13 protein-coding genes are annotated in these 15,017 nt (G+C 66.8%); 8 read left to right on the top strand and 5 right to left on the bottom strand.

All coding sequences use genetic code 11. The annotated features are described in order from the left end of the window. The first annotated feature begins 48 nt into the window (after positions 1–48). Genes rsmI through ACP69S_RS17445 form a run of 3 tightly spaced genes read left to right on the top strand, consistent with a single transcriptional unit; the run spans position 49 to position 2,119 of the window. The gene (rsmI, locus tag ACP69S_RS17455; RefSeq protein ID WP_425999396.1) at positions 49–933 is read left to right on the top strand and encodes a 16S rRNA (cytidine(1402)-2'-O)-methyltransferase; all 885 of its coding nucleotides are present in this window, start codon (positions 49–51) and stop codon (positions 931–933) included. Beyond that, positions 930–1,307, top strand: coding sequence for a YraN family protein (locus ACP69S_RS17450; protein WP_425999394.1), 378 nt, complete (start codon positions 930–932; stop codon positions 1,305–1,307). Before rsmI ends, ACP69S_RS17450 begins: the two co-directional genes overlap by 4 nt. Further along, positions 1,304–2,119 carry a SirB1 family protein gene (locus tag ACP69S_RS17445; protein ID WP_425999392.1) on the top strand — a complete coding sequence of 272 codons (816 nt, stop codon included), beginning with the start codon at positions 1,304–1,306 and terminating at the stop codon, positions 2,117–2,119. Before ACP69S_RS17450 ends, ACP69S_RS17445 begins: the two co-directional genes overlap by 4 nt. 382 nt (positions 2,120–2,501) lie before the next feature. On the opposite strand, the gene ACP69S_RS17440 is transcribed toward ACP69S_RS17445, so the two are convergent. From ACP69S_RS17440 to bioB, 3 genes are all read right to left on the bottom strand, one after another. Next, positions 2,502–3,413 (bottom strand): alpha/beta fold hydrolase, encoded by a 912-nt coding sequence (locus tag ACP69S_RS17440; protein WP_425999390.1) that lies wholly within the window; start codon positions 3,411–3,413, stop codon positions 2,502–2,504. 351 nt (positions 3,414–3,764) lie between these two features. Continuing rightward, positions 3,765–4,754: a glucokinase gene (locus ACP69S_RS17435; protein ID WP_425999388.1), complete on the bottom strand. Its 990-nt coding sequence runs from the start codon at positions 4,752–4,754 to the stop codon at positions 3,765–3,767. A 304-nt stretch (positions 4,755–5,058) separates the two neighbouring features. Then, positions 5,059–6,084 carry a biotin synthase BioB gene (bioB, locus tag ACP69S_RS17430; RefSeq protein WP_425999386.1) on the bottom strand — a complete coding sequence of 342 codons (1,026 nt, stop codon included), beginning with the start codon at positions 6,082–6,084 and terminating at the stop codon, positions 5,059–5,061. 122 nt (positions 6,085–6,206) lie between these two features. On the opposite strand from bioB, the gene ACP69S_RS17425 reads away from it, so the two are divergent. From ACP69S_RS17425 to ACP69S_RS17405, 5 genes are all read left to right on the top strand, one after another. After that, positions 6,207–7,730: a CHAD domain-containing protein gene (locus tag ACP69S_RS17425; protein ID WP_425999384.1), complete on the top strand. Its 1,524-nt coding sequence runs from the start codon at positions 6,207–6,209 to the stop codon at positions 7,728–7,730. 134 nt (positions 7,731–7,864) lie between these two features. Then, positions 7,865–9,256 (top strand): adenosylhomocysteinase, encoded by a 1,392-nt coding sequence (ahcY, locus tag ACP69S_RS17420; RefSeq protein ID WP_425999382.1) that lies wholly within the window; start codon positions 7,865–7,867, stop codon positions 9,254–9,256. Between the two features lie 113 nt (positions 9,257–9,369). Then, positions 9,370–10,458, top strand: coding sequence for a sensor histidine kinase (locus tag ACP69S_RS17415; protein ID WP_425999381.1), 1,089 nt, complete (start codon positions 9,370–9,372; stop codon positions 10,456–10,458). Between the two features lie 64 nt (positions 10,459–10,522). Further along, entirely contained in the window at positions 10,523–11,371 is an 849-nt protein-coding gene (locus tag ACP69S_RS17410; RefSeq protein WP_425999379.1) for a pyridoxal kinase, read from the top strand. Between the two features lie 150 nt (positions 11,372–11,521). Beyond that, entirely contained in the window at positions 11,522–12,649 is a 1,128-nt protein-coding gene (locus ACP69S_RS17405; protein WP_425999377.1) for a serine hydrolase domain-containing protein, read from the top strand. A gap of 154 nt (positions 12,650–12,803) precedes the next feature. On the opposite strand, the gene rarD is transcribed toward ACP69S_RS17405, so the two are convergent. Both rarD and ACP69S_RS17395 read right to left on the bottom strand, forming a co-directional pair. Continuing rightward, positions 12,804–13,712 (bottom strand): EamA family transporter RarD, encoded by a 909-nt coding sequence (gene rarD / locus ACP69S_RS17400; protein WP_425999375.1) that lies wholly within the window; start codon positions 13,710–13,712, stop codon positions 12,804–12,806. A gap of 110 nt (positions 13,713–13,822) precedes the next feature. Beyond that, positions 13,823–14,851, bottom strand: a complete 1,029-nt coding sequence (locus tag ACP69S_RS17395; RefSeq protein ID WP_425999373.1) for an aspartate-semialdehyde dehydrogenase — start codon at positions 14,849–14,851, stop codon at positions 13,823–13,825. Between the last annotated feature and the right edge of the window lie 166 nt (positions 14,852–15,017).

Below are 15,017 nucleotides of genomic sequence, written 5' to 3'. Positions count from 1 at the left end.
AACTGCTTCGAAACATCGCGCGCCCCGGCGCGGCAAGGATTTCCCCGCGTGAGCCGCCACCCCGACCCGCCCGCCCTGTCCGACGCGCCGCTTGCGCCCGGCCTCTATCTGGTGGCGACGCCGATCGGCAATCTGCGCGATATCACTCTGCGGGCGCTGGACGTCCTCGACAGCTGTGATCTGCTATTGGCCGAGGACACCCGGGTGTCGGGCAAGCTGCTGGCCGCCTACCAGATCTCCAAGCGGCTGGAGCGCTATGACGAGCATGTCGCCGACCGCGCCACGCCCCGCATCCTGGAGCGCCTTGAGGCCGGCGGGCGCGTGGCTCTGGTCTCGGATGCCGGCACGCCGATGATCTCCGACCCCGGCTATCGCCTGGCCCGAGAAGTGATCGCCGCCGGCCATCAGGTGTTTCCGATCCCCGGCGCCTCGGCAGCCCTCGCGGCCCTGACCCTGGCCGGCCTGCCCACCGACCGCTTCCTGTTCGCCGGTTTCCCGCCGCCCAAGAGCTCCGCCCGCAAGACCTTTCTCGAGGAGCTGGCCCCGATCCGCGCCACCCTGATCTTCTATGAAGGCGCTTCGCGGGTCGCTGACAGCCTGGCCGACATGGCCGCAGTGTTCGGCCCGCGCGAGGCGGCCGTGGCCCGCGAGCTGACCAAGCTCTACGAGACCTGCACGCGCGGCACGCTCGACGTGCTGGCCGCCGACCCACGCTTCGAAAGCCCCAAGGGCGAGATCGTCATCCTGGTCGGCCCCGGCTCGGAAGCGCCCGTCCAGGCCGGCGACGCCGAGAGCGCCCTGCGCGAAGCCATGGCCCGCCTGCCTCTGGGCGAGGCCGCCTCGGAAGTGGCCAAGGCCCTGGGCCTGCCCCGCCGCGATCTTTACCGCCAGGCCCTGGCGCTCAAGGATGCCGCCCAGGGGGATGTGGGATGACCACCGCCCGCCAGGCCCGTGGCGCCAAGGCGCGACTGTCTGGCCGAAGCGCCGAGGTGCTGGCGGCCGCTTGGCTGATGCTCAAGGGCTATCGCATCCTGGGCTTTCGCCTGCCCACCCCGCTGGGTGAGATCGATCTGCTCGCTCAGCGCGGCAACGTGCTAGCGGTGATCGAGGTCAAGCGCCGGGCTAGTCTGGACGACGCCCTGGACGCGGTGACCTTCGACCAGCGCGCCCGCCTGCGCCGCGCCGCCGCCCATATCGTCCAGCATCGCAACGCCTTGAGGAACACAACCATCCGTCTGGACCTTATCGCCTTGGCGCCGGGCCGTCGTCCGCGTCACCTGCGAGACGCCTGGATGGAGGCGCAATGACCCGCGACGAGGCCGAGGCGATCCTGACCCGGGCCGGCGAAGGCCCCGACGACGGCTTTCCGCTGTTCGAGGCCGCCCTGGCCTGCGCGGTCCATGACGAGCCCGATCGTGACATCGACCCGGCCATCGCGCTGGCCCGGCAGGCCGGCGAGCGCCTGGCTGCACGGCTGAAGACCGAGTCGCCCGAGGAAGCCGTGGCCGAGGCCCTGGCCGGCGACCTGCACCTGACGGGCGACCTGATCGCCTACGACCACCCCGACAACGCCGACATCATCGCCGTCGCCCATCGCCGCAAGGGCCTGCCGGTGGCCCTGGGCGTTTTCTATCTCCACGCCGCCCGGATAGCGGGGGTCAAGCTGCACGGCGTCGATTTCCCCGGCCACTTTCTGCTGCGCATCGAGACCGAGGAAGGGCCGCTGGCGCTGGACCCGTTCGGGGAGGGCCGGGTGGTGCTGCCGTCGGAGCTTTCCCGTCGCGCGCTGCGCACCGGCCTGATGCCCGACGTGGCCGCCAAGCTGGAACGGCTGATGGCGCCCATCTCGGACCGCGCGGTACTGATCCGCCTGCAGAACAACATCTTCGCCCGCGCCCAGCAGGCCCGCGACTGGCCCCGCGCGGAACGCTCCGCCCTGCGCCGGGCGTTGCTCAACCCAGCGGACCACCGTCCGTGGCTGGACGTCGCCGCCGCGCGGGAGGGCCAGGGGGCTCTGGCCGGGGCGTTGCAGGCGCTGGCGAGAGCCCAGATCCTCGACGGCGGCGCAGCCATCGCGGCCCGGGCTGCGCGAGAGCGGGTGCGGTTGAGGCTGAACTAGGCGGGGTGCGACTGCGCCGGCGCCTTCCGGCGGAAAGCGGACGGCGGGACAGGCGGCCCAGGATGGGAAGCGAACAAACCCTCACATACATTTCGGGCTTGATGGACTGCACTGGCTTTGGGGGATTTCGGGGTGCTGAGACAACCAGGCAACATAGGCCCCAAAGACCAGCGCCGTTAAAATCCCAGCTATCGCCCACAACACCACCCGCCTATCGGGCGCATTCCTATTTCGGCTCATGACGCCCCGATCTGCTAACCCACAGCGTCGCCCAAGCTGACGCGCCACGAGCTTGGCAGCGTGACGGAAAGCTTGCAAACCTGCCGCCTGCGCGACTTGGCAAAGCCAGCGGGCATGTTCGAGACGGTTTCTCGACCGGTGGCTATTTCGCGACGGCGACCGGGCGCACGTATCGGTCCAGCAACACGAGGAACTCCGCCGTGTGAGTTTCGAGGGCGTGGTTGCCCGCCCCCGGGATCGTGACGAACACCTTTTGAGGCGCTTTGAGCCCGTGCAGCCAGACCTTGGCCAGCGGCGCAGGCGAACTCGTGGCCTCCTCCCCCTGAATCACGAACACCGGGACCAGCAGGCGCGGTCCCAGCGAAGCATAGGCGAAGCTCTCTCCCCAGGCCTGGCCTAGCGCCCGCTCGTTCTGAGCTCCCGCCGCCTGAGCGGCGAGCAGGTCGTCCATTGTCCAGTGCGGCGCGCTGAGCGCCTCCTGCATGGGGTTGGCGGGCACGGGTGGCCGGCACTTCACGAACGCCCTCTGGAAGGCCGCGATGCGGGCGGGTTTGCGAGGCTCACGCGAGACATCGGCTCCGGCGAGCTTCAGGTCGGCTAGCGACGCCTCGTCGTTCGCCGCCGTCGCCAGGCGCATCAAGCGCTGATAGCCGAAGCGCTCACGCTCGGTGCGGGGATTTGCGATCTGGCCCGCCGCCACATAGGCCGAAAACAGAGCTGGCCGCGCCATGATCATCTTCACGCTGAGAGTTGAGCCGAAGTTCACCCCCAACAGCACGATCTTCCTTTTGCCGAGCCGGTCGCGCAAATACTCACTGAGCTCGACGCCATCTTGGACGAGACGATCAATTGTCAGGTCCGGGCCGATGGTCTTGCCCGCCGCGACGAAGGTCTTGCCAGCGCCGCGCGGGTCCCATTGCACGACGGTGAAGTCCCTCTCCCAAGGCTGGAAGGTTTGCACATAGAGGCTGAGGATAGCGCCGGGCCCATCAACCTGAGTCCCGCCGACGATCAGCAGTACGGGATTTGCCCTGTCCGCGCCCCGGATCGTCACCCACTGCTTGCTCCCGCCGATCTCGACGAAGGCCTCCTCAACGACGCTGTTGGGCGTAGCGATGGCATTGGGACCCGAGGCCGACCCAGCGGACTAGCCGAAGGCGCTGGACGCCACCATCATTGCCGCGACGATCAGCACGAGGGGAAGGCGCCGCATTGTGCGCGAGATCACAACCAAGGCCATACCAAACTCCAAACTACAAGTGTAGACTTATTGGATTACACGCGTAATCTTTTATGTCAACGCTCGTCGTTACGACCGTTACGAAGGAGCCCGAAGCGGACCATGGTCACTTCCGCAACGGGCCGATAGAGCCCTGGCCCTATGCTCCACCAGCAGGCGTCCCCCTCAGCAATCCAGGAACTTCACGTCCGTCGCGCCGTAGACGCGGTCGCTGGCCGAAAACAGGCTCGACAGTCCCAGCAGCACCGGGCGGCCCGGCATCTGCATGACGGGAATGCCCAGCATATAGTCGCTCATCAGCCCCTTGGCGCGGAACCGCCGCTGGAAGGCCTCCAGGTCGAGGAGGTCGCCCATGTCCTGGATCAGGCTGCTGTCGAGATAGACGCCGCCCCGGGCCGCGAAGGTCAGGGCCATGTCGCCGGCGAAGGCGCCGAGCAGTCCGCTGAAGATCGACATCGCCTTGAGGGCGGCCAGTTCGCCGCCCCGCGCCCGCTCAATCGCCTCGGCGGCGTTTTCCGGACCGATGGCGCCCGGGCCGCCGTGGACGGCGGCGTAGATATCGCTGAGTCCCGCCCGCGACAACAGGCGCTCGGCCGCCGTGTCGCCGCGACGGGCGCGGATGGCCTCGAACACCGGGACCTCGCGCGGCTCGGCCGGGCAGAAATCGACATGGCCCGCCTCGCTGGGAATGGCGGTCCAGTTGTCGCCCCGCTGCGGCGTCAAGCCCGCGACGCCCAGGCCCAAACCCAGGCCGATGACGGCCATCGCCCCGCCCCGGTCGGCGCGCGCCGGGTGCAGGGTGGTCAGTTGCTCCTCGGGCACCTTGGGCGCCCCCAGGGCGACGGCGGCCAGATCGTTGAGCAGAAAGACGCGCGGCGTGCGCAACACGTGCCGCAGCCAGGCCCCGGACAGCGACAGGTCGGTGCGGGTGACACGAATGGCGCCGTCCAGAAGCGGCCCGGCGGCGCTGATGGCCGCGCCGATCAACTCTTCGCCGTCGAGGCCCTCCAGGCGCTGCTTGAAGACGCTTTCGAGCTCCAGCGCCGTGGCGCAGGCGAAGACCCCATGGTCGCCCGGCGGCTCGCCCGGACGGGCAAGCGCCAGCAACAGCTCCTGTCCGTTCAAATCGCCCAGCAAGACCACGCCATGCATCATCTATGTTTCCTCCCAGTTACGCGCCTCTTCGGACGACGTTGTTCCGCGGACCGTTTAACAGTTACGACCCTAAATGTTACCGCTAACTCAAATTGAAGCAAGAAATGGCGCGGCGTGGGCGCGGGTCGGCTCTCGCGAGAGTTTGCCCGCCTCCGCGCTCTATCCCCACGAGCGACGGGGATAGACATACTTCGGATGCAGCAAGATCAGGGCGTTTTCGGAAACGGAGCGGCTTGGTCCCGGCAAGACCTCAACAGGGCCGCCCGACGACCGGATGTGACGGGGCGCCGGGTGCTGGCTGAGACTACTCCGCCGCCACCGCTTCCGCCGCCTGGCGCACGCCCATGGGCCGCAGGTCCAGGTCCTGAAACAGGGCGCTATCTTCATCCTGGCCCGGCAGGGGGGTCGTCAGCAGCTTGCCGCCGACGAAGATCGAATTGGCGCCGGCCAGGAAGCACAGAGCCTGAAGCTCGCGGCTCATCTCGTCGCGGCCGGCCGACAGCCGAACCATGGACCGGGGGCAGACGATACGGGCGACGGCGATGGCGCGGACGAACTCGATGGCGTCGATGGCCTTGGCGCCGCCAGCCAACACCTTGTCGCCCAGCGGCGTGCCGCTGACCGGGACAAGGCCATTGATCGGCAGGCTGTCCGGATGAGACGGCAAGGTGGCCAGCTGATGCAGCAGGCTGGCGCGATCGCGGCGCGTCTCGCCCATGCCGACGATGCCGCCGCAGCAGGTGCTCATGCCGGCATCGCGGACATAGGCCAGGGTGTCGAGACGCTCTTGGTAGGTCCGGGTGGTAACGATATCGCCGTAATATTCCGGACCGGTGTCGAGGTTGTGATTGTAATAGTCGAGACCGGCGTCCTTCAGCTCCTTGGCCTGCTCGGCGGTGAGCATGCCCAGCGTGGCGCAGGTTTCCAGACCCAGGGCCTTCACGCCGCCGATCATCGCGGCGAGCTTGGGCAGGTCGCGATCCTTCAGCTCGCGCCAGGCGGCGCCCATGCAGAAGCGCTGGGCGCCGCCGTCGCGGGCCTCGCGGGCCTTGGCGATGACGACGTCGGCGTCCATCAGCTTCTCGGCCTTCAGGCCGGTCTTGAAGTGGGCGGACTGACTGCAATAGCCACAGTTCTCGGCGCAGCCACCGGTCTTGACCGACAGCAGTTGCGACAGCTGGACCTCGGACGGGTCGAACCAGGCGCGGTGGATGTTGGCGGCCTGGAACACCAGTTCCATGAACGGCTGGCCGAACAGGGCCTCGACCTGGGTCAAGGTCCAGTCATGGCGGGGCGCGTTGCTCGCCTGGGGGGCATTGGTCTGCGTCATGGCGCGAACGTTTGAACTTGGCCACATCAATTAGCAAGCACGCGCCGCGTGCGCGAGGCTCCATTCCTCGCCGCGATTGGCCAGAGGGAGCCAAAAACCGCCAGCCTGGTTATAAGAGGCGCATGGACCACGAAATCGAGCTGAAGTTCCTGATCGCCCCGGAGGCTTCGGCCGCGATCCTGGCCCGGCTTGAGGGACAGGAGGCGGTCAGGCAGCTGGACGCCACCTATTTCGATACGGCGGACCACGCCCTGCGCAAGGCCGGCTTTGGTCTGCGCATCCGCGACGGCGACAACGGCCGCAAGCAGACCTTGAAATCGGCTTCGTCGGGCGGCGTGTTTGCGCGAGGCGAATGGGAAAGCGCGGTGGTAGGGTCCGAGCCAGATCACGAACTGCTGGCCAAGACCCCGGCCGCCAAGGTGATCAATGGCGACGCCCTGACCCCGGTGTTCGCCACCAATGTCCGACGCGTGATCCGAATGATCGAGCGCGACGGCGCTGTCATCGAGGCGGCGCTTGACCAGGGCGAACTCTTGGCCGGCGACCGCCGCGCCGGGGTCAGCGAGCTGGAACTGGAGCTGAAGGCCGGCGCGCCGCGCGTGCTGTTCGACCTGGCCCGGGATCTCGCCGCCCACGCGCCGCTACGCCTGTCGCTGGTCAGCAAGGCCGAGCGTGGTTACGCCCTGGCGCTGGGCGAGCCCGACGGTCCGCGCCCCGACTCCCCGCTGGATCCTGAGGCGACGACCGCCGAAGCCTTACAGGCCCTGGGTCGAGCGACCCTATGTCGCCTGTGCTCGGCCGCCGAGGCCCTGCGCAGCCGACCGGGTCCTGAGCCGGTACATGGGCTGCGGGTGGCGGCGCGCCGGTTCCGCGCCCTGCTGTCGACGTTCAAGGTTCTGGCCGGCGATCCGGCAGGCGTCCAGGTCAAGGCCGAGCTGAAGTGGCTGGCCAATGAGCTGGGCGCGGCCCGCAATCTCGACGTCTTCGTCGCCGATGTCTGGCGTCCTGCTGTCGAGGGGCCTGCTGAGGCCAACGAGCTCGATGAGGCGGCCCAGGCGCAGACCCGCGCCCTAGCCGCATTCGGCGAGGCCCTGCTGGTCGCCCAGACGGAGGCCTATGCCCGAGCCGACGCGGCCGTGGACAGCGCCCGCTTCCGCGCCCTGGCCATCGACGCCGCCGCCTGGCTGGAAGCCGGCGCCTGGACTACCGACACGCGCCTGACAAAGACCCGCGACCGCCCCGCCGCCGACTTCGCCGCTCAGGCTCTGGACAAGCCCTATCGCCGCATCCGCAAGGATGGCCGCGACTTGGCCGCCCTCGGTCCGAAGGAGCGACACGCGCTGCGCATCCGCGGCAAGAAGCTGCGCTATGCCGTAGAGGACCTGAGCGGACTGTTCCCCGACCACCCCAAGCGCCTGAAGCGCTTCGTCGAGGCCGCCAAGGCGCTGCAAGACGGCCTCGGCCTGCTCAACGACCTAGCGACTCGCGAGGCCTTGGTTCGTGAGGTGGCCCTGTCGTGCGAAGACCCCGAGGCCGCCTTCGCCGCCGGTCGCTTGACCGCGGGTGGCGGGCAGCGCGAGGCCGAGCTGCTGGCCGACGCTCAAGGCGCCTATGTCAGTTTCGCCGAAGCCAAGCGGTTCTGGTGATGCCGAGCCAGAAATGGCGAGGCTACGCGAGAGACCCGCCCAGACATATAAAGATATCTTTATGCGTTAATTGCCGGGAAGGCTCTGTCACGGTATAAGCCCCGCAAGATATTCACCGACCGCAGGAGCCGACCGTGGCCGACTACATCGTCAAGGACATCTCGCTCGCCGATTACGGCCGCAAGGAACTCGCCATTGCGGAGACCGAAATGCCCGGTCTGATGGCCACCCGCGCCGAATATGGCCCGGGCCAAGTTCTGAAGGGCGCCCGCATCGCTGGCAGCCTGCACATGACCATCCAGACCGGCGTTCTGATCGAGACCCTCACAGCCCTCGGCGCTGAAGTGCGCTGGGCGTCGTGCAACATCTTCTCGACCCAGGACCACGCCGCCGCAGCCATCGCCGCCTCGGGCGTGCCGGTGTTCGCTTTCAAGGGCGAGAACCTGGTCGAGTACTGGGAATATGCCCACAAGATCTTCGAGTGGCACGACGGCGGCTATCCGAACTTGATCCTCGACGACGGCGGCGACGCCACCCTGCTCTGCGTTCTGGGCCCCAAGGCCGAGAAGGATCCCACGATCCTCAACAACCCGCAGAACGAAGAGGAAGAGGCCCTCTACGCCGTGATGAAGAAGTACCTGGCCGAGAAGCCCGGCTTCTACACCGCCATCCGCGACGCCATCGGCGGCGTGTCGGAAGAAACCACCACGGGCGTCCACCGCCTGTACCAGATGGCCGCCAAGGGCGACCTGCCGTTCCCGGCCATCAACGTCAATGACAGCGTCACCAAGTCCAAGTTCGACAACCTGTACGGTTGCCGGGAGTCGCTGGTCGACGCCATCCGTCGCGGCACCGACGTGATGCTGTCAGGCAAGGTCGCCGTGGTCTGCGGCTATGGCGACGTGGGCAAGGGCTCGGCCGCTTCGCTGCGCCAGGGCGGCGCTCGCGTGATTGTCACCGAGATCGACCCGATCTGCGCCCTGCAGGCCGCGATGGAAGGCTATGAAGTCCAGACCCTGGACGACTGCGCCGGCCGCGCCGACATCTTCGTCACCGCCACGGGCAACAAGGACGTCATCACGGTCGATCACATGCGGGCCATGCGCAACAACGCCATCGTCTGCAATATCGGCCACTTCGACTCGGAGATTCAGGTCGCCGGTCTGAAGAACTTCAAGTGGGACGAGATCAAGCCGCAGGTCCACCACATCGAATTCCCGGACGGCAAGAAGATCATCCTGCTGTCGGAAGGCCGCCTGGTGAACCTGGGCAACGCGACGGGTCACCCATCATTTGTGATGTCGGCCAGCTTCACCAACCAGACTCTGGCCCAGATCGAACTGTGGACCAACAAGGCCCGGTACGAAAACCAAGTCTACACCCTTCCCAAGCACCTGGATGAGAAGGTCGCCCTGCTCCACCTGGAGAAGCTGGGCGCCAAGCTTTCCAAGCTGCGTCCCGACCAGGCCGAATATATCAACGTGCCGGAAAACGGCCCGTTCAAGCCGGACCACTACCGCTACTAGGCCTGCCTCACGGCGGCTCGATCAGGCCCGTCGCGGAAACGCGGCGGGCCTGATTTGCGGGCCGGGCGCCGAAAAGCGCCGCCATGGCGTTGATAGGGTGGCAGGAGCCCCCAATGTCCGCTGAACATGACGCCACGCTTGCAAACCTCATTATCGAAAACGCCCTCGGCTACGCCATCTTCACGATGGATCTGGATGGCAAGGTGACCAGCTGGAGCCGCGGGGCCGAGAAAATTCTCGGCTACAGCGAGCCAGAAGCGATCGGCCTGCCGTTCGGCGAGCTCTTCACCGCGTCCGACCGCGAAGCCGGCGCGGACGGCCTGGAACTCGACAACGCCAAGTACCTTGGGCGGGCCGAAGATACGCGTTGGCACCTGCGCAAGGACGGGACGCGCTTCTGGGGCAACGGCATGACCATGGGGATTTTCGCGCCGGAACTGACCGGACTGATGAAGATTCTGCGCGACGAGACCCCGGCGAAGTTGGCCGAGGACCAGCGGGTGCTGCTGCTCAACGAGCTCAACCACCGGATCAAGAACACACTGGCCACTGTGCAATCGATCACTGATCAGACACTGCGCGCCGCCAACGTCGATCCCAATGTCCGCAGGGATCTGACCAATCGTTTGATGGCTGTTTCAGAGGCGCACAACGTCCTGGTCGACGAGAGCTGGTCGGGGGCCGACCTCGGCACCATCGTGCGGCAGGCCCTGGCGCCGCACGATCACAGGGAAAACAGCCGCTTCAAGATCGACGGCCCGCTGGTCTGGCTCAGCCCGCAGCAGGCAGTGGCCATGGCCCTGGCGCTACACGAACTGGCGACCAACGCGCTGAAATATGGCGCCCTCTCCGCCGAGCAAGGCCAGGTCGAGGTCGCTTGGAATCTTGCGCACAACCAGCTGGGCGCCCGCCAGATCAGCCTGCTCTGGCGCGAGCTGGGCGGGCCGCCGGTCACGCCGCCGGAGCAGACGGGTTTTGGCACACGTCTGATTGCGCGCACCTTCGGCCAGGAAAGCGGCGGCCACGCCCGGATCGACTATCTGCCACAGGGCGTGCAGTGCGTGATGCGGCTGAAACTCTCGGTCAATGGCGAAGAGCCGGCGGCCTGGTCCTCCCTGATCGCCGAGCAGATCGGTCTTGCGCGCACCAAGACCCTCATCCTGGCCGACGCCAAGGACGCACCGCCCGCACCCAGTTCCTGAAAGGTCGCCGCTGCCTTGAGTGACGCTCTGTTCAAGTTCGCTATCGTCCGCTAAGCCGCTTGCCATGCCGTTAGCGTTGATCATTTCCAGCCATGTCGCCGGCAGCCGGGTCGGGGCTTCGGCCCAGGCCACCGCGCTGGTCCAGTTCCGCATCGACTCGATGGTCGTCCCGACCGTCCTGTTCGGCCGCCACCCCGGCTGGGGCGTGCCCGGCGGGGCGCCCGTACCGATCGAAGTGCTGGAAGGCATGCTCGACGGCATGGAGGCCAACGGCCTGTTTGGCCTGACCGACATCGTCATCACCGGCTATTTCGCCAGCGCCGCCCAGGTGCGCGCCGCGGCCAGGGCCATCGACGCCGTGCGCGAAGCCCCTCGCGAAAGCGCCGCCAGCCGCAAGCCCTCGATCATCGTCGATCCCACCATGGGCGACGCTGGCAAGGGCCTGTATGTTCTGCCTGAGGTGGCTGAAGCCATTATCGCCGAGCTGATCCCCCGCGCCGACGTCGTGGCCTGCAACGCCTGGGAGCTGCAGAAGCTCACCGGGGCCGACGCTCGCGATCCACAATCGGCCATGCGCGCCGCCCGCCTGCTGGGCAAGCCGACCCTGGTCTCCTCGGTCCATCGCGGTGCGGAGATCGGCGTCGTCCTGGCCGACCGCAAAGAGGCCTGGCTCGCCGCCCACGCCAAGGTCGAGCGCTCGCCTAGCGGCACCGGCGATCTGCTGACCGCCCTCTACGCCGCCTCGATCCTGGAGGGCCAGACCCTGTCCTACGGCCTGGCCCGCGCCGTTGGCGGGGTGGCCGAGACGGTGACCGCCGCCAATATCTGGAACGCCCCGGAACTGCCCATCGTGGCCATGGGCGCGCGGATCAAGCAGACCTCGCCCACGGTCCGCATCGAGCGACTGGCCTGAAAACATCTGTCATCCCGCCCCGGCCTTGAGCCGGGGGCGAAGCGCGCCGAGCCGGGACTGCCGGAAGCTCTGAGTTTGTTGCAGTCCCAGGTCTTCGCTGCGCTTCACCCGGGATGACAATGAGGTTGGGGGTGCGGTAGACCGCTTTCCATGACCGAAATCACCGGCGTCTGCCCCGACCGCTTCTCCCGTGTCCGCGACGTGTTCGAGGCCAATTTCCAGGACGGCGAAGGCGAGCTGGGAGCCCGGTTCGCCTTCGCCGTCGACGGCGAGATCGTGGTCGACCTGATGGGTGGCCATGCCGACCGCAAGCGCACGGTCGCCTTCGGACCCGACACGCTGACGGCCCTGTTCTCGACCACCAAGGCCGTCGCGGCCCTGATGATCGCCCGCCTCGTCGACGAGGGCCGCCTGGCCTATGACCAGCCCGTCGCCGACGTCTGGCCGGAGTTCGCCCAGGCCGGCAAGCAGGACGTCACGGTCGAGCAGGCCATGTCGCATCAGGCCGGCCTTTCGGGCTTCCCGGACGAGACCGATCCGGCCATCTGGTTCGACTGGGACGCCACCTGCGCCAAGCTGGCGGCCATGGCCCCGCTGTTTCCGATCGGCTCGGCCAGTGGCTATCACCCTGTGACCTTCGGCTATCTGGCCGGCGAGATCTTCCGCCGCGTCGATGGCCGGACGATGGGAACAGCCCTGCGCGAGGACATCGCCCAGCCGTTCGGCCTCGACCTGTGGATCGGCCTGCCCGACAGCGAGCATGACCGGACCGCCGAGCTGATGCGCCCCACGGCCTTGCCGAAGTTTGGCGAGATGAACGCCGCCGTGAAGGCCGCCTTCATGACCCCTTGGGCCGCGCCCTCGGGACGCGGAACCGACGAATGGCGGCGGGTCGAGATCCCCTCGGCCAACGGCCACGCCACCGCGCCGGCCCTGGCGCGACTGATGGGCGCGCTGGCCAATGGCGGCATGCTCGACGGCAAGTCGCTGATCACCCCGGCCGGCATCAAGGCGGCGACCTTCGAGCGGATCGTCGGCCGGGATCTGGTCCTGCCCTATGAAATCAGCTGGGGCGCGGGCTTCATGCGCAATACCCCCAACTTCTATTACGGCCCGACGGCCGAGGCATTCGGCCACTCCGGCTGGGGCGGTTCGTGCGCCTTCGCAGACCCGACCTGCGGTGTTTCGGGCTCCTATGTCATGAACCGGCAGGGCAGCGCGCTGATCGGCGATGAGCGAGCCGTGCGGTTGATTCAGGCGGCCTACGCGTCGCTGTAGGGTCGGCGCTGGACGCCCCCTCCGTCATGTCGCGTATTCGCGCCATGCCATACCTCTCGCTGCGCAGGGGAGGAGAAGATCGCATCTCCTCACCCGTGAAACGGGGGAGGTGGCGCGATGCGGATACGCATCGTGACGAAGGGGGCGTCCCGGCCTATGCCACAGACGCTCTTGCCCGCTTCCACGCTCCATAGGCAAACACCGCCACCCCCAGCCAGATGAACACGAACGACAAAGCGCGAATCGGCGTGACGGACTCGCCGAGCGCCACGCCCACGCCGAACTGGATGGTCGGAGCGATGAACTGCAGGAACCCCATGGCGCTCAGCGGCATGCGGCGGGCCGACCAGGCAAACAGGGCCAGGGGCACGACGGTGGCCGGTCCAGCCAGCAGCAACAGGGTGGTCACGCCGGCCCCGCCGCCGAAGTGTCCTGCGCCCGTCGATTGCAGGTGCAGCACATAGATCAGGCCTGGGACGGCCAGATAGGCGCACTCGATGAACAGGCCCGTCTGGGCGTCGGCCTTCACCTGCTTTCGCAGGATGGCGTAGGCGCAGAAGCTGATGGCCACGCCAAGCGAGATGATCGGCAGGTGGCCCAGGGCCGCGGTCTGGATCGCCACCCCGGTCACGGCCAGGCCGATGGCGATGGCGCCCTCGCGACTGATCCTCTCGCGAAACAGGATTGCGCCCGCCGCCATGTTCATCAGCGGGTTGATGTAGTAGCCAAGACTGGTCTCGATCACGTGGCCAGCGTTGACCGCGAACACGTAGATCGACCAGTTGATGAAGATGGCCGCCGTCGAGCAGGCCAGGATCAGCAGGGTCTTGGGCTGGCGCAGCACCGCCATCACCTGCCCGGCCTGTTTGGCCAGCAGCACGGCCATGAACGCCCAGGGCGCGGCCCACAGGGTGCGGTGCGCGATCATCTCCCACGAGCCGACGCCCAGGATCGACAGCAGGTGGAAATACAGCGGCAGAAAGCCCCACAGCATGTAGCAGCCCACGGCGGCGATTACGGCTGTCCGGGCTTCGTCCGGGCTCTTGCTCAAGTCCGCCGACATGGCGCTGGTCCTTCAATCACAAACGAATAAGGCTCCCGGGACCTGATGTCCCGGGAGCCCTGAAATCGTCCACCCGCTTGTTGCGCTTTACACTTTTGATTTAGAGCCCTTTAGGCCGGGAGTTTCTGCTTGATCAGACCCTTGTCATGCAGAAGCTGCGCGATCTGCACGGCGTTCAGCGCCGCGCCCTTGCGAAGATTGTCGGCCACGCACCACAGCACGATGCCGTTCTCGACGGTCGGGTCGGTGCGGATGCGCGAGACATAGACCGGGAATTCGCCGGCGCTTTCCTTGGGCGTCATGTAGCCGCCGTCCTCGCGCTTATCGATGACTTCGACGCCATCGGCTTCGCGCAGGATTTCGCGGACGTCGTCCTCGTCGAGCGGGGTTTCGAACTCGATGTTCACCGCCTCGGCGTGGCCGACCATGACCGGCACCCGAACGCAAGTGGCGACCAGCTTGATCGACGGATCCAGGATCTTCTTGGTCTCCGCCATCATCTTCCACTCTTCCTTCGTGAAGCCGTCCTCCATGAAGGTGTCGATGTGGGGGATGACGTTGAAGGCGATCTGCTTGGTGAACTTCTTGGGCGGCGGCGCGCCAAGGACGAAGACGCCCTTGGTCTGCTCCCACAGCTCGTCCATGCCTTCCTTGCCCGCGCCCGACACCGACTGGTAGGTCGAGACGACGACCCGCTTGATCTTGGCTTCAGCGTGCAGGGGTTTCAGCACCACCACCAGCTGCGCGGTCGAGCAGTTGGGGTTGGCGATGATGTTCTTGGGCATCTTCAGAACAGCGTCGGGGTTCACCTCCGGCACCACCAGCGGCACGTCCGGATCCATCCGGAAGTGGCTGGAATTGTCGATGACGATCGGACCGGCCGCGCCGATCTTCTCGCCCCATTCCTTGGAAATGGCGCCGCCTGCGCTCATCAGCACGATGTCGACCGTGCTGAAGTCGAACTGGGCCAGGTCTTCGCATTTGAGGATCTGGTTGCCGAACGAGACCTCGACACCAAGGGATTTGCGGCTGGCGATCGCGTGCATTTTCTCGACGGGGAATTTCACTTCCTCGAGGATATTGAACATCTCACGGCCAACATTGCCCGTCGCGCCGACCACGGCGACCCGGTAACCCATAGCGGTCTCCAATCTGGTAGAGCCTGCCCGTTTTCAGAATCTGAAAACGGATCAGCAGGCTCGTTTGTAAAGTTTAAAGCGTGACGGGCGCCGAAACCGGCATCCACTTTCGGCTGTCACGCTTTGAGCCCTTCGATCATGAAGGGTGGCGACCCGTTACGCCCCG

The sequence above is a fragment of the Caulobacter sp. DWR1-3-2b1 genome, from assembly GCF_049895765.1.
GTDB lineage: Bacteria > Pseudomonadota > Alphaproteobacteria > Caulobacterales > Caulobacteraceae > Caulobacter.
The sequence above is the reverse complement of the archived record's forward strand: the minus strand, read 5'-3'. Positions and strand labels throughout refer to the sequence as shown.

Excerpts from the sequence above, each read along its gene's own strand:
- ACP69S_RS17450 (WP_425999394.1), top strand. The coding sequence starts at position 930 with ATGACCACCGCCCGCCAGGCCCGTGGCGCCAAGGCGCGACTGTCTGGC.
- ACP69S_RS17445 (WP_425999392.1), top strand. The coding sequence starts at position 1,304 with ATGACCCGCGACGAGGCCGAGGCGATCCTGACCCGGGCCGGCGAAGGC.
- ACP69S_RS17435 (WP_425999388.1), bottom strand. The coding sequence starts at position 4,754 with ATGATGCATGGCGTGGTCTTGCTGGGCGATTTGAACGGACAGGAGCTG.
- bioB (WP_425999386.1), bottom strand. The coding sequence starts at position 6,084 with ATGACGCAGACCAATGCCCCCCAGGCGAGCAACGCGCCCCGCCATGAC.
- ACP69S_RS17425 (WP_425999384.1), top strand. The coding sequence starts at position 6,207 with ATGGACCACGAAATCGAGCTGAAGTTCCTGATCGCCCCGGAGGCTTCG.
- ACP69S_RS17415 (WP_425999381.1), top strand. The coding sequence starts at position 9,370 with ATGTCCGCTGAACATGACGCCACGCTTGCAAACCTCATTATCGAAAAC.
- ACP69S_RS17410 (WP_425999379.1), top strand. The coding sequence starts at position 10,523 with ATGCCGTTAGCGTTGATCATTTCCAGCCATGTCGCCGGCAGCCGGGTC.
- ACP69S_RS17405 (WP_425999377.1), top strand. The coding sequence starts at position 11,522 with ATGACCGAAATCACCGGCGTCTGCCCCGACCGCTTCTCCCGTGTCCGC.
- rarD (WP_425999375.1), bottom strand. The coding sequence starts at position 13,712 with ATGTCGGCGGACTTGAGCAAGAGCCCGGACGAAGCCCGGACAGCCGTA.
- ACP69S_RS17395 (WP_425999373.1), bottom strand. The coding sequence starts at position 14,851 with ATGGGTTACCGGGTCGCCGTGGTCGGCGCGACGGGCAATGTTGGCCGT.